Annotated in this window: 15 protein-coding genes; 7 read left to right on the top strand and 8 right to left on the bottom strand. The window is 70.3% G+C overall.

Annotated elements, in window-relative coordinates; genetic code table 11:
• Positions 1-56: 56 nt before the first annotated feature.
• Positions 57-2126 (bottom strand): EAL domain-containing protein, encoded by a 2070-nt coding sequence (locus ABGB17_RS05840; protein WP_347626753.1) that lies wholly within the window; start codon positions 2124-2126, stop codon positions 57-59.
• Positions 2127-2352: 226 nt separating this feature from the next.
• Between ABGB17_RS05840 and ABGB17_RS05835 the strand changes: the two genes are divergently transcribed.
• The gene (locus tag ABGB17_RS05835) at positions 2353-3561 is read left to right on the top strand and encodes a Dyp-type peroxidase (RefSeq protein WP_347626752.1); all 1209 of its coding nucleotides are present in this window, start codon (positions 2353-2355) and stop codon (positions 3559-3561) included.
• Complete coding sequence (locus tag ABGB17_RS05830; RefSeq protein WP_347626751.1) at positions 3558-4352, top strand: family 1 encapsulin nanocompartment shell protein; 795 nt, start codon at positions 3558-3560, stop codon at positions 4350-4352. Before ABGB17_RS05835 ends, ABGB17_RS05830 begins: the two co-directional genes overlap by 4 nt.
• Positions 4353-4959: 607 nt before the next feature.
• Here the strand turns inward: ABGB17_RS05830 and ligA are convergent.
• Positions 4960-7392 carry an NAD-dependent DNA ligase LigA gene (ligA, locus tag ABGB17_RS05825; RefSeq protein ID WP_347626750.1) on the bottom strand — a complete coding sequence of 811 codons (2433 nt, stop codon included), beginning with the start codon at positions 7390-7392 and terminating at the stop codon, positions 4960-4962.
• A 190-nt stretch (positions 7393-7582) separates the two neighbouring features.
• Positions 7583-8593, bottom strand: coding sequence for a methionine synthase (locus ABGB17_RS05820; RefSeq protein ID WP_347626749.1), 1011 nt, complete (start codon positions 8591-8593; stop codon positions 7583-7585).
• 130 nt (positions 8594-8723) lie between these two features.
• Between ABGB17_RS05820 and ABGB17_RS05815 the strand changes: the two genes are divergently transcribed.
• Positions 8724-9356, top strand: a complete 633-nt coding sequence (locus ABGB17_RS05815; protein WP_347626748.1) for an MBL fold metallo-hydrolase — start codon at positions 8724-8726, stop codon at positions 9354-9356.
• Positions 9357-9391: 35 nt separating this feature from the next.
• On the opposite strand, the gene mnmA is transcribed toward ABGB17_RS05815, so the two are convergent.
• The 3 genes from mnmA to ABGB17_RS05800 form a co-directional block, all read right to left on the bottom strand.
• Positions 9392-10462 carry a tRNA 2-thiouridine(34) synthase MnmA gene (gene mnmA, locus ABGB17_RS05810; RefSeq protein WP_347626747.1) on the bottom strand — a complete coding sequence of 357 codons (1071 nt, stop codon included), beginning with the start codon at positions 10460-10462 and terminating at the stop codon, positions 9392-9394.
• 73 nt (positions 10463-10535) lie between these two features.
• A complete protein-coding gene (locus ABGB17_RS05805; RefSeq protein WP_347626746.1) occupies positions 10536-11330 on the bottom strand; it encodes a hypothetical protein in 795 nt (264 codons plus the stop codon).
• A gap of 195 nt (positions 11331-11525) precedes the next feature.
• Complete coding sequence (locus ABGB17_RS05800) at positions 11526-12464, bottom strand: MerR family transcriptional regulator (protein ID WP_347626745.1); 939 nt, start codon at positions 12462-12464, stop codon at positions 11526-11528.
• Between the two features lie 339 nt (positions 12465-12803).
• Here ABGB17_RS05800 and ABGB17_RS05795 point away from each other — a divergent pair, with 339 nt between their 5' ends.
• On the top strand, positions 12804-14114 hold the full coding sequence (locus ABGB17_RS05795) for a VCBS repeat-containing protein (protein ID WP_347626744.1): 1311 nt from the start codon (positions 12804-12806) through the stop codon (positions 14112-14114).
• Positions 14115-14237: 123 nt separating this feature from the next.
• Positions 14238-15677 carry a VCBS repeat-containing protein gene (locus ABGB17_RS05790; protein ID WP_347626743.1) on the top strand — a complete coding sequence of 480 codons (1440 nt, stop codon included), beginning with the start codon at positions 14238-14240 and terminating at the stop codon, positions 15675-15677.
• A gap of 57 nt (positions 15678-15734) precedes the next feature.
• Here ABGB17_RS05790 and ABGB17_RS05785 read toward each other — a convergent pair whose 3' ends face one another.
• Entirely contained in the window at positions 15735-16895 is a 1161-nt protein-coding gene (locus ABGB17_RS05785; RefSeq protein ID WP_347626905.1) for a cysteine desulfurase family protein, read from the bottom strand.
• Between the two features lie 59 nt (positions 16896-16954).
• Here ABGB17_RS05785 and ABGB17_RS05780 point away from each other — a divergent pair, with 59 nt between their 5' ends.
• Both ABGB17_RS05780 and ABGB17_RS05775 read left to right on the top strand, forming a co-directional pair.
• Positions 16955-17461: a TetR/AcrR family transcriptional regulator gene (locus tag ABGB17_RS05780; protein WP_347626742.1), complete on the top strand. Its 507-nt coding sequence runs from the start codon at positions 16955-16957 to the stop codon at positions 17459-17461.
• Between the two features lie 182 nt (positions 17462-17643).
• Positions 17644-18858, top strand: coding sequence for an MFS transporter (locus tag ABGB17_RS05775; RefSeq protein ID WP_347626741.1), 1215 nt, complete (start codon positions 17644-17646; stop codon positions 18856-18858).
• Positions 18859-19402: 544 nt separating this feature from the next.
• Here ABGB17_RS05775 and ABGB17_RS05770 read toward each other — a convergent pair.
• A complete protein-coding gene (locus ABGB17_RS05770) occupies positions 19403-20356 on the bottom strand; it encodes an electron transfer flavoprotein subunit alpha/FixB family protein (protein WP_347626740.1) in 954 nt (317 codons plus the stop codon).
• Positions 20357-20361 lie beyond the last annotated feature (5 nt).

Here is a 20361-nt window from a genome sequence, read left to right as displayed (position 1 = left end):
GAACCGTTAACCGCCGCTCTCCCGGGCATGACGTCCCTTGAACACCGCTCCCCCGGCTAGTACGCGGTCACCTCCGCCGAGCCGCACAGCGGGAGCGCTCCGCGCAGGCGACGGGCCTTGAGCCAGGCGGTCGTGTCGTCGGCGGGCATCGGCTCGGCGAACCACCATCCCTGGCCGGCGTCGCAGCCCATCTCGTTCAGGCGGTTGGCGACCTCCTCGGTCTCCACGCCCTCGGCGACCGAGCGCAGGCCGAGCGAGCGCACGAGGTCCACGATGGAGCGCACGATGCGCTCGTCGTCCCCCGACTTGCCGAGCCGCTGCACGAACGAGCCGTCGATCTTCACCTCGCTCACCGGCAGGCGCTGAAGCCGCACCAGCGAGGAGTAGCCGGTTCCGAAGTCGTCCAGGGCCAGCGGCACGCCGAGCCGCACCAGGGCGTGCACCGAGTCGGCGGTGTAGGCCTGATCGGTCATCAGGATGCGCTCGGTGACCTCCAGCTGGATGGCGTCAGGGGGCAGCCGCAGGCGGTCGAGACCGGCCTCGAGCAGGTCGGGCAGCGCCGGGTCGAGCAGGTCGCGGGCCGAGACGTTGATCGCGACGGGGACCTTGAGGTCCTGGTGCCACCAGGCGGCGGCCTGCTCCAGCGCCACGTCGATCACGTGCTGGGTGAGCTGCCGCATGAGGTACGACTGCTCGGCCAGCGGGATGAAGTCGCTCGGGTACACCAGGCCGCGTCCGCGGTGCCGCCAGCGCAGCAGCGCCTCGACGCCCTCCACCACGCCGGTGGCGAGGCCGACCTTGGGCTGGTAGTGCAGCTCCAGCTCGCTGCCGCCGATGGCCCGGCGCAGGTCGCCGAGCAGGTTGAGGCGCTCGGGCGAGTTGCGGTCCTTCTCCGCGACGTACACCTCGACCCCGGAGCGGCCCTCCTTGGCGAAGTACATGGCCACGTCCGAGCGTTGCAGCAGCAGCTCGAAGTCCGGCGCGTGGTCGGGGTACAGCGCGATGCCGACCGAGGCGTCCATGTCGAACGTCAAGCCCTCCAGGCGCACCGGCTCGGTGAGCGCCACACGCAGGCGGGCGGCCACCTCACGGGCGGCGAACGCGTCGCGGACGGTGGGCAGCAGGACCGCGAACTCGTCGCCGCCGAGCCGGGCCACCACGTCGCCGGGGCGGACGCTGTGGGTGAGGCGGTGCGCGACGATCTGCAGCAGCCGGTCACCCACGGGGTGGCCGAGGGTGTCGTTGACCTCCTTGAACCGGTCGAGGTCCAGCAGCAGCAGGCCGACGCGCTCGCCCTCGCGCGCCTCGGCCAGTGCCTCCTCGGTGCGCAGGATCAGCATCTTGCGGTTGGGCAGCGAGGTCAGGCCGTCGTGCATGGCCTGGTGGTCGCGGCGGCGCGACAGGGAGGCGGTGAAGTACATCGTCGCCAGCGGGGCCACGAACAGCGGGACCAGGGCCGGCGAACGGTTCATCACGACGACGACGAGCGGGGCGAGACCGAGCAGCGCGGCGTACATGACGCTCTGGTGGCCGATCGTGGCCCGTATCACCCGCAGCAGGGGGCGGCGCTCATGCAGGGCGACGGCACCGCAGACCAGCACGCCGCGCACCACGAAGTACGCCACGGCCGCCAGGCCGACGGCCGCGATGTCCGTGCCCTCCGGCACCCAGGGCGTCACGGGGTGGGGATGGTGGCCGAACGCGCCGAGCACCACGGCCGCCGCCGTGGAGGCCAGGGCCACCTGGGAGACGTTGAACGCCACGCGGTGCCACGCCCTGCGGTGCAGCAGGCCGCTCACCACCAGCGCCAGCGTGTGGATCAGCACGGCCACGGACAGCCCGTGGTAGAGCAGGACCGCGAAGGTGAACAGCGTCGATGTCGCCGTCCCACCGGCCAGCCGGGAGTTGGAGACGATGATCGGCCGCAGCTCGCCCACCACGACCAGCACGACCAGCATCCAGAACAGCGAGGACGTACGCGCGAGCGCGGCGAACTCATCGACACCGAGTCGCAGCTCGGCGACGAGGAGCGCCGCGAACCCCGCGACGGTCACCCCCGCCAGGTAGATCCAGAGCGGTGAGTAGGGCCGCGGCCCGAGGTCGCGCGTGTCGGATGGGTCCGTCATAGGCAACTAAACCCCCAAGAGGTCACTATGGGAGGGTACGACCTCTGGGCCACTTCGCGAAACCGGTTGGGCACGTTCCGTCACCAGAAGTTTCCCTGAGCCTTCGCGAATCGCCCCGCGCGTCTCGGGTCAAGTTCCCCCGGAACTGCCCCTTTACCAGCGCACTGGCATACTTTGCCCCGTCCCTCCAGCCAAGGGAACCTGAAGCGCGCGGAAGGCGAACCCCATGACGGCGGAACGTGTGCCGGAGCCGCAGGCGGTCCTCGGCCCGCTGACAAGTGCGGCGATCTTCTTGGTGGTGACCGTCGAACCCGGCGGGGAAGAGACCGTGCGGGAACTGCTGCAGGACGTCCGCGGCCTGACGAAGGCCATCGGGTTCCGGAGCGGCGACGGCCGGCTCTCCTGCGTCGTAGGGGTGGGCTCCGAGGTCTGGGGACGGCTGTTCGGCGGGCCGCGCCCGGCCGAGCTCCACCCGTTCCGGGAGGTCCGCGGGGCACGGCACACGGCGCCGTCCACCCCCGGGGACCTGCTCTTCCACATCCGGGCCGAACGGATGGATCTGTGCTTCGAGCTGGAGTCCCAGATCATGGACCGCATCGGCCAGGTGGTGACCGTCCAGGACGAGGTACAGGGATTCCGCTACTTCGACCGGCGCGACCTGCTCGGCTTCGTGGACGGCACGGAGAACCCCGACGGCCGCGAAGCGTACGAGGCCGTGACCGTCGGCGCCGAGGACCCCGGTTTCGCCGGCGGCAGCTACGTGATCGTGCAGAAGTACCTGCACGACGTAGCCGCCTGGAACACCCTCACGACCGAGGCCCAGGAACTGGCGGTCGGCCGGACCAAGCTGTCGGACATAGAGCTCCCCGACGACCGCAAACCCCCTGACTCCCACGTGGCCCTGAACACGATCATCGACGCCGACGGCACCGAACGAAAGATCATCCGCGACAACATGCCCTTCGGCGCCCCCGCCCGCGGCGAATACGGCACCTACTTCATCGGCTACACCTCCACCCCCTCAGTAATAGAACAAATGCTCCAGAACATGTTCACCGGTCTCCCCCCAGCCCCCCACGACCGGCTCCTGGACTTCTCCACCGCCACAACCGGCACCCTCTTCCACGTCCCCACCGCCGACTTCCTGGACACCCCTCCCGCACCCGCCACCACAAACCTCACCACCACCTCCCAGAACTCCCTGGCCGCCGTGGCGGCCGCTCCGCGAGAAGCACTCGGCGCCACGACCGGCGCCACGACCGGCGCCACGACCGGCGCCACGACCGGCGCCACGACCGGCGCCACGACGGGCGCCGCGGACGTCCGTCCCGCACCGGACCCCGCACTAGCACCCGCACCCGCACCATCCGACGCCCTGCCCGCCCCCGACGGGTCGCTGGGGATCGGCGACCTGAAGAGGAGCACCTCGCGATGAACAACCTGCACCGCGAACTCGCACCCATCTCCGGCGCGGCCTGGGCCGACCTGGAGGCCGAGGCCCGGCGCACATTCGTCCGCCACCTCGCCGGCCGCCGCCTCGTGGACGTCCCCGAACCCGGCGGCCTGACCCTGTCCGCCGTACCCACCGGCCACATGTCGTCCATCGAGCCCCCCGCCCCCGGCATCGTCGCGAGCGTCCGGCGGTCCCGCCCGCTCATCGAGCTGCGGATCCCGTTCACCGTCGACCGCGAAGCCGTGGACGCCGTCGAGCGCGGCGCCAAGGACGCCGACTGGGAACCGGTCAAGGAAGCCGCCCGCCAGATGGCCTCCGCCGAGGACCGCGCCATCTTCGAGGGCTACCCCGCCGCCGGCATCGAAGGCATCCGCAGCTCCTCCTCCAACCCCCGCCTCCTCCTCCCCCCCGAACCCCGCGACTACCCCGACATGGTCAGCCAAGCCATCAGCACCCTGCGCCTGGCCGGCGTGGACGGCCCCTACTCCCTCGCCCTGAGCGCCGACCTCCACACCGTGGTAAGCGAAACCTCAGACCACGGCTACCCCATCCACGAACACCTCCGCCGCCTCCTGGACGGCGAAATCATCTGGGCCCCCGCCATAACCGGCGCCTTCCTGGTAACCACAAGAGGCGGCGACCACACCCTCCACCTAGGCCAAGACCTCTCCATCGGCTACGACTCCCACGACCCCACCAAAATCCACCTCTACCTCCAGGAATCCTTCACCTTCCTAACCCACACCCCCGAAGCCTCCGTCGCCCTCACCTGAACCCACCTTCCCGAGCCCCCACATATCCACCCCCGGACGAGACAAAAAGCCCTGCGTGCCCACCGCGGGGCAGGACCAGCAGCCGCAACCACCGCGGCGAACGGACGAGCCAGCGGACGGGCAGAGCCGGCGGACGGACGAGCCGGCGGACGGACGAGCCGGCGGACGGACGAGCCGGCGGACGGACGAGCCGGCGGACGGATGAACGCGGACGGATGAACGCGGACGGATGAACGCGGACGGAACTGCCTGCCGGGATCAGCGAACGGACCAGGGACGGAACGTTCGGCGGGCATACGCACCGGACGGAACCAGCGGGGCGGAGCAGCCGAGCGGAGCAGCCGAGCGGAGCAGCCGAGCGGAGCAGCCGGGCGGGGCCAGCTACGCGCCTCACCAAGGCCGACCCGGCGACCTGGCCCGTGCCGGCCGGCGCGCGCCTACGTCGGCACCGTCCTCGAACACGCTGATCGAGTGGCCCCGCCCCCCTTGCCGCCAGGTGTCAGCCGATCCAGTCAGGGCGCGGTGTCCCCGAGAACCAGCGGACAGGACCAGCGGGGGGACCGTTGGACGGGATCAGTGGGGGCGCATGGCGGGAGCCCCCGGGTGGCTACGCGGGCTCGATGGCGGTCTCCTGTTCTGCCTTTGGCTCCTGGTCGGGGGTTTTCGCCTCTGTCTCCTCGGCGGGAGGGTTTGTGGTTTCGGGGGCGGGGGTCACGGCGTCGGGGCCGTCTCGGAGGAGGGTTTGGAAGGAGGCCTCGTCGAGGATGGGGACGCCGAGTTTTTCGGCTTTGTCGTACTTGGAGCCAGCGTTTTCGCCTGCTACCAGGAAGCTGGTTTTCTTTGAGACGGAGCTGGTGACCTTGCCGCCGCGGGCGGCGATGGCTTCGCCCGCTTCGTCGCGGGTGAAGGCGGACAGCGTGCCGGTGACGACGAAGGTGAGGCCGGCGAGGAACTGGGGGCCCTGGGCTTTGGGAGGGTCGTCGGCCATGCGGACGCCGGCCAGGCGCCAGCGTTCGACGATTTCGCGGTGCCAGTCCTCGGCGTACCACTCGCGGATGCTCGCGGCGATGGTGGGGCCTACGCCCTCCACGGCGGCGAGTTCCTCCTCGGACGCGCCGAAGATGCGGTCCAGGGAGAGGAACGCCGTGGCCAGGGCCTGGGCGGCCGTCGGGCCCACGTGGCGGATGGACAGGGCCACGAGGACGCGCCACAGAGGTTGCTGCTTGGCCTTGTCCAACTGGGCGAGCATGTGCTGGGCGTTCTTGCTGGGCTCGCCGTTCATGTTGGCGAAGAAGGTGACGATCTTGCGCTCGCCGGTCTCCGGGTCGGTCTTGGGCAGGCCGGTGTCCTGGTCGCGGACCACCGAGCGGATCGGCAGCAGGCGGTCCATGGTGAGGTCGAACAGGTCGGCCTCCGTGCGCACCGGGGGCTCCTCCGGGGGCTCGGGGGCGGTCAGCGCGGTGGCGGCGACGTAGCCGAGGCCCTCGATGTCGAACGCGCCCCGGCCCGCCGCGAAGAAGATGCGCTCACGGAGCTGCGCGGGGCACGAGCGGGCGTTGGGGCACCGGATGTCGACGTCCGCCTCCTTCATGTGCCGCAGCTCGGTGCCGCACTCGGGGCAGTGGGTGGGCATGACGAACTCGCGCTCGGTGCCGTCGCGCAGCGGGACCACCGGGCCGACGATCTCGGGGATCACGTCGCCGGCCTTGCGCAGCACCACGGTGTCGCCGATCAGCACCCCCTTGCGCGCCACCTCGGAAGCGTTGTGCAGCGTGGCCCGCTCCACGGTGGACTGGGCGACGATCACCGGCTTCATCACGCCGTACGGGGTGACCCGCCCGGTGCGGCCGACGCCGACCTGGATGTCGAGGAGCTTGGTGTTGACCTCCTCCGGCGGGTACTTGAAGGCGATCGCCCACCGGGGCGCCCGCGAGGTGGAGCCGAGCTGCCGCTGCAGCTCGATGCGGTCGATCTTGACCACCACGCCGTCGATCTCGTACTCGGTGTCGTGGCGGTGCTGCCGGTAGTTCTCGACGAACTCGGTGATCTCGGTGAGCCCCGGCACGACCTTGTACAGCTCACTGACCGGCAGCCCGAAGTCGCGCAGCTTCTCGTACACACCGGACTGGGTGGGCGGGAACGCCGGGCCCCCCTCCCACACGCCGACACCGTGCACGATCATGCGCAGCGCCCGCTGGGCGGTGATGCGCGGGTCCTTCTGGCGCAGCGAGCCCGCCGCCGAGTTGCGAGGGTTGGCGAAGGGCGGCTTGCCGGACGCGACCAGTTGCTCGTTGAGCTTCTCGAAGCCCTCGACCGTGAGGTAGACCTCGCCGCGGACCTCCAGCACATCGGGCACGTCCCCGGTGAGCCGGTGCGGGATGTTCGCGACGGTGCGGACGTTGGGCGTGACGTCGTCGCCGACCCGCCCGTCACCGCGGGTGGCGCCGCGCACCAGGCGGCCCTTCTCGTACACCAGGGCGATGGCCAGCCCGTCGATCTTCAGCTCACACAGGTACGGCGCCGGGTCGGTCTCCAGCAGCCGCTCGGCCCTCGCCAGCCAGCCGGCGAGGTCGGCGTCGTTGAAGGCGTTGTCCAGACTCTCCAGGCGCCTGAGGTGGTTGACCGGCGCGAACTCGGTGGAGATGGGCGCGCCGACCTTCTGCGTGGGCGAATCCGGCGTCGCCAGGCTGGGATGTGCCTCCTCCAGCTCGCGCAACTCCCGCATCCACGCGTCGTACTCCCCGTCGCTGACGGTGGGCGCGTCGAGCACGTAGTACCGCCAGTTGGCGTCGTCGGCCAGCTCGGCCAGCTCGGCATGACGCTCAAGTGCCTCCACCGGAATGCCATTCACCCCCTCGGCCGGAACGCCGTCCACCACATTCACGGACACGCCTCCCGCCTCCACAGGCACGCCTTCCGCCTCGGCCGGAACGCTCTCCGCCGCCTCCGCCGGCACGTCCTCCGCCGCCTCAGCCGGTCCGGCCAGCTCGGCGTGACGCTCCGGTGCCTCCACCGAACCGCGCTCCACCTCATCAGCCATGCCGTCTCCCCTCATCGCTCGCCCCCCGCAGAAACGCTACGGCCGCCGACATGCTCCCGCACCCCCGCTTAGCCGCTCTACCTGGGGAATCGTTACTACCACCATGCCATTCCCCACCGACATTTCTCCACGAACCTCGCCATAACCACCATCACCCCACAACACCCACCAATCCAACCCCTACCAGGCGTCAACTCTCATGATCCTCAGGGTCGTCACGCAGGACGCGGGCGGCCTCGCGGCAGCGGGCCAGCGCGGCGCGGGCGTACATCGGCGAGGCGCCGGCCAGGCCACAGGACGGGGTGAGCACGACCTGCGCAGCCAGAGTCTCCGGCGGGAAGCCGAGGCGGCGCCACAACTCGATGACGGGCTTGGCGACGACACCCTTGTCGGGGAGGCGGGTGCCCCTGCCGGGGACGACGCCGAGGAACAGGGCGGTGCCGGCCTCGACGGCCTCGCCGATGTGGTCGTCGTCACGGCGGCGCAACAGGGAGAGGTCCAGCGAGAGGCCGTGGACGCCGGCCGAGCGGAGCACGTCGAACGGGACGGCGGGCGCGCAGCAGTGCACCACGGCGAAGGCATCGGCGGGCAGCACGGCGCTCAGCCGTTCTGACACCACCGGTGGCTCCACCGCGGCGAGGCGCCCGAAGCCCGAGGCGGTGGGCACGGTGCCGGCCAGCACACCCGGCAGGCCCGGCTCGTCGATCTGGAGCACGACCCGCGCGCCCGGCACCCGGGAGCGCACCCCCGCGATGTGCGCGGCCAGGCCCTCGGCAAGCGAGTCGGACAGGTCGCGCACCGCGCCGGGGTCGGCGAGCACCTTGTCGCCGTACCGCAACTCGATGGCGCCCGCCAGCGTCCACGGCCCGCAGATCTGGATCTTCAGCGGCCCCTCGTACCCCTGGGCGATCTCCTCCAGCCCGTCCAGGTCACGGGCCAGGTGCTCCCGGGCCCGGCGGGCGTCCCGCCCAGGGTGGTCGGCCATGCGCCAGCCGGACGGTTGCACCTCCACGGGCAGCTCGACCAGCAGGGACGCGGTGCGGCCGATCATGTCGGCCCCCACGCCGCGCTCCGGCAGCTCCGGGAGGTACGGCAGGTCCGGCAGCTCGCCGAAGACCGCGCGCAGCGTTTCGACATGATCGGTACCGGGATGGGAACCGACTCCTGTCGCAGCCGCGGGATTCCAGGGAAATTCGTTCACGCCCGAAGCTTAGAACCGGCGCAAGCAGCTCGGGCGAGGCCTGTGGACGACCCGCGGGATGTCGGTGGCGTGTGCTACGGCCCGGGAGGGCGCAGGGGACGGCGGGGCGGGGAGGGCCATGATGGGACGTATGAAGCTCACCAAACACGGGCACGCGTGCGTGCGGCTGGAGAAGGACGGGGCCACCCTGGTCATCGACCCCGGAGGGCTGACCGAGGAATCGGCGCTCGCCGGCGCCGACGCCGTACTCATCACCCACGAGCACTTCGATCACCTGGAGGTCAAGCGCCTGGCCGCCCTCGGCTCCCACGTGCAGATATGGACGTGCGAAGCCGTGGCCGGGCAACTCGACGGCATCGGTGCCACGGTCAACGTCGTAGGTGAGGGCGACGCGTTCACCACGGCCGGCTTCGAGGTCGGCGTGGCCGGGCAGCAGCACGCCCGGATCGCGTTCGACATGCCGGTGGTGCCGAACATCGGTTTCCTGGTCGACGGCGAACTGTTCCACCCCGGCGACGCGTTCACCGTCCCCGGCGTCCCGGTGGGCACCCTGCTCACACCCACCACCGGCCCGTGGCTCAAAGCGAGCGACTTCGTCGACTACCTGCGCGAGGTCGCCCCCCAGAGGGCGTACTCGATCCACGACGGCCTGTACAACGACATCGGCCTGTCCCTGGTGGACGGCCTCCTGGAACGACGCGGCAAGGACCAGAACGCCGACTTCCGCCGCCTCAAGCCCGGCGAGAGCGTCACCCTGCCCTGAGCACGCGGGCGCTGCGGACCCGGAGACGGTGTCCCTCAGGACGAGGACGTGATGGTGGCGGAGCCGAGCACGGTGTCCCCGTCGTAGAGGACGGCCGCCTGGCCCGCCGCCACGCCCGTCGCCGGGGTGTCGAGCTGGATGTGGAGCTCGCCGCCGGAGAGTTGCACCCGGCAGCCGTACACCTCGCCGTGCGCGCGAAGCTGCACCATGCAGGCCAGCGGCTCGTGCGGCTCGGCGACCGGCCCGTTCCAGATCGGCCGGGCGCCCACGATCGAGCTCACCGCCAGCGACGAACGCGGCCCCACCGTCACCGTGTTGGATACCGGCTCGATGGACAGCACATACCGGGGCCGCCCGTCCGGCGTGGGCCTGTCGATCCGCAGCCCCTTGCGCTGCCCGATCGTGAACCCGTACGCCCCCGAGTGCCCGCCGACGACCTCGCCGGACTCGTCCACGATCGGCCCCGGCTCCGACCCGAGCCGCTCAGCGAGGAACCCCCGGGTGTCCCCGTCCGCGATGAAACAGATGTCGTGACTGTCCGGCTTGTCGGCCACAGTGAGCCCGCGATCAGCGGCCTCGGCCCGCACCTGGGCCTTGGTGGAGTGCCCCAACGGAAAGACGGCCCGAGCGAGTTGCTCCCGTGTCAGCACCCCGAGCACGTACGACTGGTCCTTCCCGGCGTCCACACTGCGCCGCAGCACCCCGTCGTCCAGCCGCGCGTGATGCCCCGTCACCACGGCATCGAACCCGAGCGCCACCGCCCGGTCCAGCACCGCCGCGAACTTGATCTTCTCGTTGCACCGGAGACAAGGATTGGGCGTGCGCCCCGCCGCGTATTCGCTGACGAAGTCCTCGACCACGTCCCGATGGAACCGCTCCGCCATGTCCCACACATAGAAGGGAATCCCGATGACGTCGGCCGCCCGCCGCGCGTCCCGGGAATCCTCCAGCGTGCAACACCCCCGCGCCCCGGTCCGGTACGACTGCGGATTCGACGACAACGCAAGGTGAACCCCGGTGACGTCGTACCCGGCCTCAGCCGCCCGAGCCGCCGCCACCGCGGAGTCGACACCGCCGGACATGGCGGCCAGCACACGAAGACTCATAACCCTTCGAGACTACCTTCCCCAGACCTCCGACGCCCCGCCTCACCGACCCGCGACAGGCAGAGCGCCACAGTCAGGCGAGCAGTTCGTCGGCACTCGTCGCAGTGCCCGCACGACGAAGCCACCGCTCGAGCTGATCGGTGTCCGCACAGGAGGTGATGCGCCGGCGCTGATCGTCGCTGACCACGAGGCCGCGCCCCTCCAGCACCAGCAGGATGGACTTCGCCTCACCCTTCGCCTCACCTTCCTTACGGCCCTCCTCGCGGCCCTCCTCGCGGCCCTCTTCGCGGCCTTCCTCGCGGCCTTTGGCGCGGAGTTCGGAGATGTAGGTGTGGGTCTTGGCTGCCATGAGCGTCCTCCAGATGTTGCGTGCGGGGCCTTCCCCCAAGCCGGATTCGGTGAATTCGGCCAGGTCGGCGGCTTGTTTCTGGTCGATGTGGCGGAGTGCGTCGGACAGTACGTCAAGTATCGCATCCACGGACGGTGACTTCGCGTGTACGACTGCAGACAGGATGGCGAAGTGGACGTCCTGGGCGGCTTGGGTCTGGTCGGTGATGGGAGGAATGTTGTCGGGGCCGAGCACCAGGGGGTGGACTGTCATGGTGTGCCACTGGGGCATGCCGATCACGTAGGGCTGACGAGCCCAGCGGGCGGTCGCGGCGGTGGGGCAGGTGACGATCAGCAGCACGTCGCATTCGTGGGTGTCGTGCAGGTGGGCGAGGTAGCGTGCCCAGCGGCGGCGTTTCTCCTCTGATCTGTCGGTCTGGGCTTCGATGGCGGCGATCACCTGACGGTCGGGGAAGTGGAGCTTGAGCAGGGTGTCGACCCATCGGGGGACGGGGGCCAGGTCGGTGAGGTCGACGTTCATGATCTCTACCTTGACCGGGTCGGGCAGGGGCATGGCCAGTTCGTTCCGGAGGACGCGAGGGAGCAGCTCGGTGTCTCGCTGGAAGATCCTGTGCAATGCCTCGTGGGGAGCAGCGGACATGACGCTAAGTTATCTCATGAATACTGTTCGTGTATGGCAAAGCGGCGATAGTGCCGTCCGGTGTGGCGTCGCGGCTCAGGTGTGGGCGTGGAGAGCTCTGCCGATCCACTCGTGGGCGACCGTCTGGGGGTGTGGCCATGGGGCGCCGGTGATGATGGCGGCGAGTTGCCATTGGCGGGCGGCGCGGGGGTCGTGTTCCTGGTAGGCCTGGGCCAGTGTCCGGCGGAACTCGGGGCTGTCTTCGGTGCCGTGCATGCCGGTGAGCAGTGCGATGGTCTTGTCCAGCACTGGGACGGCCTCGGGGGAGGTGGGGTCCACGCCGTCCTCGATCGCGGCCAGCACGGTGTCCGCGACGGCGTCGTTGCTGTGCCGCCACTTCTCCAGGTCGGCGGTCCCTTGCCGCTGTTGCCGCTCCCAGAACTCGTCGCTCTGCCGCCGCAGGCTGGCCCGGTAGTCCTCGTCGGCCACCAGTTCCACCAGCTCCAGCCACGCGTCCAGCTGCTGCGGGGTGGGCTCGGCGGGCAGGTCGGGCACCATCGCCTCCCGCAGGCCGGTGAGCCACCGCTCCCGCGCCTCGTTCCCGCCGCCCACCTCGGCCACGAACGAGTCCAGCAACGCCGCCCGTTCGGCCGCGCCGAGCCTTCCGAGAGTGTTGAGCCTGCGGAGATCGGCCTCGGACGGATCTCCCTTGTCGAGGGTGGCCCGCAGTACCGCCCGGGTGCGCTGAAGGTTCTTGAGCTGCGTCTCCACGGTGCGCAGATGCAACGCGAGCACTTGCTTCAGGTCCCGCTCCCCCAGCGACCGGATCGTCGCGAGGTCGACTCCCATCTCCCGCAACGCCCGCACCAGTTCCAGGCGCGCGAGATCGTCCTCGCCGTACATCCGGTACCCGGCCGGGGTGCGGTCGCGCTCAGGCAGCACCCCGGCGTCCGAGTAGAACCGGATCGTCTTCACCGGCAGCCCGGACATCCGGGAAAGCTGCCCGATCGTGTAGCCGTCCCGCGGTGACGCCATGGCTCCGGCTCCCAAGGAATCGTGTCAAGTCTCCATCGACTGGACACTTTACCGTCTCGAAGCACCTGACGAGAGAAGTCTTGGCGTCCCGCGAGGACGTGACCGGCGGATTTGCCACCTCTTGTGTGTCTTCCAGCGGTCTTGAAGCGAATTTGGAGCACGACGGAGTCTCGTATACCTCGACCCGACACCGAGGAGACGAGGACTTCGATGAACTTTCCTTTCGCAGGGGGCAGCCCGGCCCGACGGAGAAGCTGGGGCCCCGCCGGACTGGTCGCGGCGGTCTCGGCCGGGCTGGCGTTAGCCCTCCCCACTGCGGCGGCGGCCGATCCCACGCCCGTGCCGAAAGCCAGTGACGTCAACGCGGCGCGGGCCGTCGCGCCGTGTGACCCCGCCGGCCCCACCGGCACCGACGCCGCACTCGCCACGGAGCTGAACGGCAAGCTCGGGGCGAAGATGCGCGGTTACATGTCGGCGTACCGGGTCTCGTGCGCCCGGATGGTGATCAAGGCGGTCAGGGACAGGGGCCTGCATCCGAGAGCCGCGGTGATCGCGATCACCACGACGATCGTGGAGAGCAGCATCGACAACATCAGCGTGGAACTCGACCACGACAGCCTGGGCTTGTTCCAGCAGCGGGCGTCCTGGGGCACCAGGGAGCAGCGTCTCAACCCGACATGGGCGACGAACGCGTTCCTGAACAAGATGCAGTCGAAGTACCCGAACGGTTCCTGGCGGACCGCCCCCATCGGCGAGGTGTGCCAGGCGGTCCAGGTCTCCGCCTACCCGGACCGGTACCAGCCGCAGGCCGGCGACGCGCAGATCATCGTGGACACCATCTCGGCCGGGCTGTCACGCGCCGATTTCAGCGGTGACGGCCACCCCGACGTGCTCGCACGGAACGCCACCACCAAGGACCTGCACCTCTACCGGGGCAACGGCTCCGGCGGCTTCCAGAGCGGCACGGGCGAGAACATCAGCAACAACTGGAGCGGGTTCGACACCATCTTCTCCCCCGGCGACTTCAACGGCGACGGGAAAGCCGACATCCTCGCCCGCAACGCCACCACCAAGGACCTGCACCTCTACCGCGGCAACGGCTCCGGCGGCTTCGCCGGCGGCACCGGGGAAAACATCAGCAACAACTGGAGCGGGTTCGACACCATCTTCTCCCCCGGCGACTTCAACGGCGACGGGAAAGCCGACGTCCTCGCCCGCAACGCCACCACCAAGGACCTGCACCTCTACCGCGGCAACGGCTCCGGCGGCTTCGCCGGCGGCACCGGGGAGAACATCAGCAACAACTGGAGCGGGTTCGACACCATCTTCTCCCCCGGCGACTTCAACGGCGACGGGAAAGCCGACGTCCTCGCCCGCAACGCCACCACCAAGGACCTGCACCTCTACCGCGGCAACGGCTCCGGCGGCTTCGCCAGCGGCACCGGGGAGAACATCAGCAACAACTGGAGCGGGTTCGACACCATCTTCTCCCCCGGCGACTTCAACGGCGACGGGAAAGCCGACATCCTCGCCCGCAACGCCACCACCAAGGACCTGCACCTCTACCGCGGCAACGGCTCCGGCGGCTTCGCCAGCGGCACCGGCGAGAACATCAGCAACAACTGGTCCGCGTTCGACGTCATCTTCTGACCGGCGAAGCCGCACAGCGGGCGCCGGTCCGGCGCCCCGGCCGCTCTGTCGCACGCTTCCAGAGGATTTACAGCGCCACGCATCAGGCTTTCCCCATAAGCATTGGATCTCGAGGAAGAAGCCATGAACCAATCAGCCGTCCGCCTCTCCTTGTCCCGCGCCGTCGCCATATTCGCGGCGCTCGTCACCGCCATGTTCGCCCTTGCCGTCCTTGACGAGGGCACCAAGAGGAACCACGCGGGTGCGGCGAGCACCGCCGGCGGGCCCATCACGCGTTCTGAGGTGCTTTCCCGGGCGCAGAACTGGGTGAACCGCAATGTCCAGTACAACCTGACGCGCCGGTCCAACACACTTGTCACCGATGTGGACGGGTCGCACAAGTACGGGCCCGACTGTTCCGGGCTGGTGTCCATGGCGTGGCACATCACGGCGAACTCCGGCAAGGGAGGAAACAGCACCTCCGATTTCGCGGGCTGGTCCGGCAAGCACTACCTGTCGAGCCTGCACGACCTCCGGCCGGGGGACGCCATCCTCAAGGACGGGCACATGGAGCTGTTCGCCCGGTGGAAGAACTCCTCCGACCACAGCCAGGGCGCGTGGACGTACTCCCTCAACGGCGGCTCCGACCCGGACGGCGACGGCTGGGAGAACGACTGGGCCAAGGGCCCGAGCGCGAACTCGCACGGCCAGGTCGGCAGCGAGTCCTGGTCGAGCATGCAGAACTACCGCCCGATCCGCTACAACAACATCATCGAGGACGGCGGTGCCGACCGTGACTTCAGCGGCGACGGGAACGCCGACGTGTTAGCGCGGAACGCCACCACCAAGGACCTGCACCTCTACCGCGGCAACGGCTCCGGCGGCTTCGCCAGCGGCACCGGCGAGAACATCAGCAACAACTGGTCCGCGTTCGACACCATCTTCTCCCCCGGCGACTTCAACGGCGACGGCAACACCGACATCCTCGCCCGCAACGCCACCACCAAGGACCTGCACCTCTACCGCGGCAACGGCTCCGGCGGCTTCGCCAGCGGCACCGGCGAAAACATCAGCAACAACTGGTCCGCGTTCGACACCATCTTCTCCCCCGGCGACTTCAACGGCGACGGCAACACCGACATCCTCGCGCGGAACGCCACCACCAAGGACCTGCACCTCTACCGGGGCAACGGCTCCGGTGGCTTCCAGAGCGGCACGGGCGAGAACATCAGCAACAACTGGAGCGGGTTCGACACCATCTTCTCCTCCGGCGACTTCAACGGCGACGGGAAAGCCGACGTGCTCGCGCGGAACGCCACCACCAAGGACCTGCACCTCTACCGGGGCAACGGCTCCGGCGGCTTCGCCAGCGGCACGGGGGAGAACATCAGCAACAACTGGTCCGCGTTCGACACCATCTTCTCCCCCGGCGACTTCAACGGCGACGGCGACACCGACGTCCTGGCCCGGAACGCCACGACAAAGGACCTGCACCTCTACCGCGGCAACGGCTCCGGCGGCTTCGCCAGCGGCACCGGGGAGAACATCAGCAACAACTGGTCCGCGTTCGACACCATCTTCTAGACGACACAGCCCAGAACCGGCCGGCCGGCCCCAGGCCGGCCGGTTTCCGGCTGACGGTCAGCCGACGCCGGCGCGGCGGGCGCGCTCCACCACGGGCCCGAGGACCTCCAGGAGGCGGTCCACGTCCGCCTCGGTGGAGGTGTGACCGAGAGAGAAGCGCAGGGAGCCTCGGGCGCTGGTGGCGTCGGAGCCCATGGCCAGCAGGACGTGGGACGGTTGGGCCACGCCGGCGGAGCAGGCGGAGCCTGTGGAGCATTCGATGCCCTTGGCGTCCAGGAGCATCAGCAACGCGTCGCCTTCGCAGCCCGGGAAGCTGAAGTGGGCGTTTCCTGGGAGGCGGTCGTCGGGGTGGCCGTTGAGGATGACGTCGGGGACGGCTTCGCGGACGCCGGCGATCAAGGTGTCGCGGAGGGCGCGGAGGCGCGCGGTGTTCTCCTCGCGGCGGGACACGGCGGTGCGGACCGCGGCGGCGAAGCCGGCGATGGCGGGAGTGTCCAGGGTGCCGGAGCGGACTTCACGTTCCTGGCCGCCGCCGTGGAGTACCGGGACGGGGTCCACGCCCCGGGCCAGGAGCAGCGCGCCTACGCCCATGGGGCCGCCCAGTTTGTGGGCGGAGACGGTGAGGGCGGCGGCGCCGGAGGCGGCGAAGGAGACGTCGAGCTGGCCTACCGCTTGGACGGCGTCGGTGTGGAAGGGAATGCCGTGTCCGGCGGCCACGGTGGCCAGTTCCTTGACCGGCTGGATGGTGCCGACCTCGTTGTTGGCCCACATGACGCTGATCAGGGCCACCCGGGCGGGGTCGCGGTCGATGGCCTCGCGGAGCGTCTCGGGGTGGACGCGGCCGTGTTCGTCGACCGGGAGGGACTCGACCGTGGCGCCCTGGCGCTCGGCGAGCCAGAAGGCGGGGTCGAGGGCGGCGTGGTGTTCCACGGCGCTGATGAGGACGCGGTCGGCACCGGTGGCGGCGTGCCGGGACCAGTAGAGGCCCTTGATGGCGAGGTTGTCGGCTTCGGTGCCGCCGGCGGTGAAGACCACTTCGCTCGGACGGGCACCCAGGGCTCCGGCGATGGTCTCACGTGACTCCTCGACGACCCTGCGGGTGCGGCGGCCGGCGGAATGGAGGGATGAGGCGTTGCCGACGCGCACGAGTTGCGCGGTCATCGCCTCGATCGCTTCGGGGAGCATCGGCGTGGTCGCCGCGTGGTCGAGATAAGCCATGGCGTACCTAAGAGTACCCACTTTGCTCGCTATACCGTCCGGACGGTATAGTAACGGGTGTGAGAAGAGATGAGCTTTTGAACGCCGCGGAGGCGCTCCTGGCCGAGCAGGGGGCCCCGTGCCTCACGCTGTCGGCCGTGGCCGAGCGCGCCGGCGTGAGCAAAGGCGGGCTTCTCTATCACTTCAGCACCAAGGAAGCGCTGATCAGAGGCTTGATCGAGCGACTCGTCCACGACTTCGACGAGTTGGTGGCCACGCAGGACGAGCCGTCCTACACGCGGGCTTACCTCGCGGCGACATTCCACGCCGTACGCAGCGGCCGGTTGCGCCGCTGGGCCGTGGCGACCGGCGCCGCGGGCGACCCCGAGCTGCTGGCCCCGTTACGCGAGGCCATGGCGCGCTGGCATCGGGAGGGTCTGGCCGACGAGCCGGACCCGATGGCGGCCCGCATCGTCCGGCTGGCCTGTGAGGGGCTGTGGGATGTGGCGACACACGACCCCGGCTTCTACGACGAGGGCCAGTACGAGGAGCTGTACCGCCGCCTCTGCGCCCTGCTGCCCGGCTGACGGGCCCGCACGCGTCTCCTTCCGGCCGCCGAAGCTCCGCCGCATCCCCAAAAATCCCCTTAAATCCCCCTCGTCCGTCCCTTCGGCGCGCCCATCGCCCTCCCCCCTCCCCGCGCGCCCACACCCGGCGTCACCGCGAGCACGTGACGCATGCCCTGAAACATTCTGAAAGGAGCCGCTCGATGAGCCGCGCCCTGAGGACCGCCCGCTACGGCGTGATCCTCACCTTCGTTCTGGCCGGACTGGTGTGTGGCACGTTCACCGTGCGCATCCCCGCTCTCACCGACAAACTCGGCATCTCCGAGGCGGCGATGGGGGTGGTGCTGCTCGCCTGGGGTCTCGGCGCGCTGGTGGCGATGCAGTCCATGCGCGGTGTGATGGCCCGGGTGGGCAGCGGGCCCGTGCTGCGGATCGCGGCGCCGTCGTGTGCGGTGTCGCTGCTCGCGGTGGCGGTCGCGCCGTCGTACGCGCTGGTGGTGGCGGCGGCCGCGGTGTTCGGCATGTTCTTCGGCACGGTGGACGTGGCGATGAACGCCCAGGGCGCGACGGTCGAGCGGGCGTACGGCCGCCCGCTGATGAACGGCATGCACGCCGGGTGGTGCGTCGGCGCCATGTCCGCCGGGCTGCTCGGCACGGCGGCGATCGCGTCCGGCATGTCGTTCACCGCGAACCTGGTGCTGGTCACGATGGCGGCCGTCCCCGCGTCGTTCCTGCTCAGCCGCACGTACCTGCCGGACCTGACCGCCGGGCCGGCCGCGGTCGGCGGGGCGCGCCGCCGCATGCCGCCGGTCGTCTACCTGCTCGGCGTGATCGCGTTCGCCGCGTTCATGGTGGAGGGCGCGGTGGCCGACTGGAACGGCCTGTTCCTCCGCGACACCGTCGGCGCCCCCGAGGCCGTCGCCGCGATCGGCTACCCGATCTTCGAGGCCGGCATGCTGGTCTCCCGTCTGACCGGCGACCGCCTGCGCTCCCGCTTCGGCGCACGCGCTCTCATCGCAGCCTCCGGCCTCGGCACGGCGGCGGCGTTCGCGCTGGTGCTGAGCACCTCCTCGGCCGTCGTGGCCGTGGCAGGCATGGTCTTGATCGGCCTCTCGGTGGCCACGGTCTCCCCCATGGCCCTGTCCCTGGCAGGCGCCGCGACCCGCACCCCCGGCCCGGCCATCGCCCAGACCGGCGCCATGGGCTACGCCGGCCTGCTCCTCGGCCCCGTGGTCATCGGCGCCCTCACCCACACCACGTCCCTGCGAATCGCCCTGACCCTGACCATCGCCCTCGGCCTGGTCATGGCCCTGACCGCCCTGCTCCTTCCCCGGGCGTCCGCCCCCGCCGATGAGAAGAGCGAGGCTCCGCACGAGACGGAGGACATCGCGGTGGAGCCGCTCCGTCTCGTCGCCTAGCAGGCCGAGCCCACCCGGTGAACCGCCGTACCACGTTCCACCGCAGCGGCCCCTGTACGGGGTCGGTGCGGTGGCGACAGCGGAACCGCGCGAGCGGGAAGCGTGCATGCGGGAGTATGGACACGGGTGCGCGGTGCTGTCTTGAGGAACGGCACGCTCTGGCTGAGGTGGAACGGCCGGAGAGGGATGAACCCGGCAGGCCCGGGGGTGTGGGGGTGTCCCCCGTTGAGGACAGCCCTTGCGGCTCCGGCGCGTAGCGCCCTCTCGCAAGGACCGTGACGACGGCGCGCCCCTCCCACCTACCTCCCCGTACGGCGGCGCCGGATTCGCCGTACGACGTCCCGCCGTCGCGGCGCCGGTCCAGGTCGGCGAGACGAGGCAGCACGGGGAAGGTGCGCGGGCCGGTTCTCCACCTACCTCCCCGTACGGCGGCGCCGGATTCGCCGTACGATGTCCCGCGGTCGCGGCGCCGTTCGAAAACGCAGAGCGGTGGGGCGGGAGGAAGCGGCGGCGCCGCGCCCGAGACGGGCGCGGCGCGGCCGGGTCAGTGGCGCTTCTGGATCTCTTCGGTGAGTTGGGGGACTACCTGGTGGAGGTCGCCCACGACGCCGAAGTCGGCCAGTTCGAAGATGGGGGCCTCGGGGTCCTTGTTGATGGCGATGATGGTTTTGGCGGTTTGCATGCCGGCGCGGTGCTGGATGGCGCCGGAGATGCCGGCCGCGATGTAGAGCTGGGGCGACACCGTCTTGCCGGTCTGGCCCACCTGGAACTGGTGGGGGTACCAGCCGGCGTCGGTCGCGGCTCGGGAGGCGCCTACGGCGGCGCCCAGGGAGTCGGCCAGGTTTTCGATGACGGCGAAGTTCTCCGCGGAGCCTACGCCTCGGCCGCCGGAGACCACGATGGCGGCTTCGGCGAGTTCGGGGCGGGCGCCCTTCTCCTGCTTGACGCGCTCCACCACGCGGGCGGCGCGGGCGGTGTCGGACAGGGCGACCTCGACCCGCTCCTCCGTGCCGGCGCCTGTGGACGGCTCGGGGGTGGTGGCGTTGGGGCGTACGGCGACGATGGGGGTGCCCCTGCGTACGCGGGACCTGACGTTGACGCCGCCGCCGAAGATGGACTGCTCGGCGACGAAGCCCTCCCCGAGGCCCACGGCGTCGGTGATGACGCCGGAGTCCGTCTTGATCGCCAGGCGGCCGGCGACCTCTTTGCCCTCGGCGGTGGCGGCGACCAGGACGCCGGAGGGGGACGCGGTGGACACGAGCTGGGCCAGCAGTTCGGCCTTCGGGGCGACGACGTGGTCGGCCAGGTCGGCGGCGTCCGCGACGTAGATCTTGTCGGCGCCGTACTCGGCCAGCTTGGCCTGGGCGTCCGGGGAGTACCCGGGGCCCGCCCAGACCGCGGACGGGGTGCCGAGGGTGCGGGCCAGTGTCAGCAGTTCAAGGGTGACCTTCTTGACCGCGCCGTCGACGTGCTCGACGAGAACCAGAATCTCAGCCACAGGTC

Origin of the sequence: Sphaerisporangium sp. B11E5, from assembly GCF_039871875.1 — a bacterium.
Taxonomy (GTDB): Bacteria; Actinomycetota; Actinomycetes; order Streptosporangiales; family Streptosporangiaceae; genus Sphaerisporangium.
This window is presented reverse-complemented; position numbering and strand designations above follow the sequence as displayed.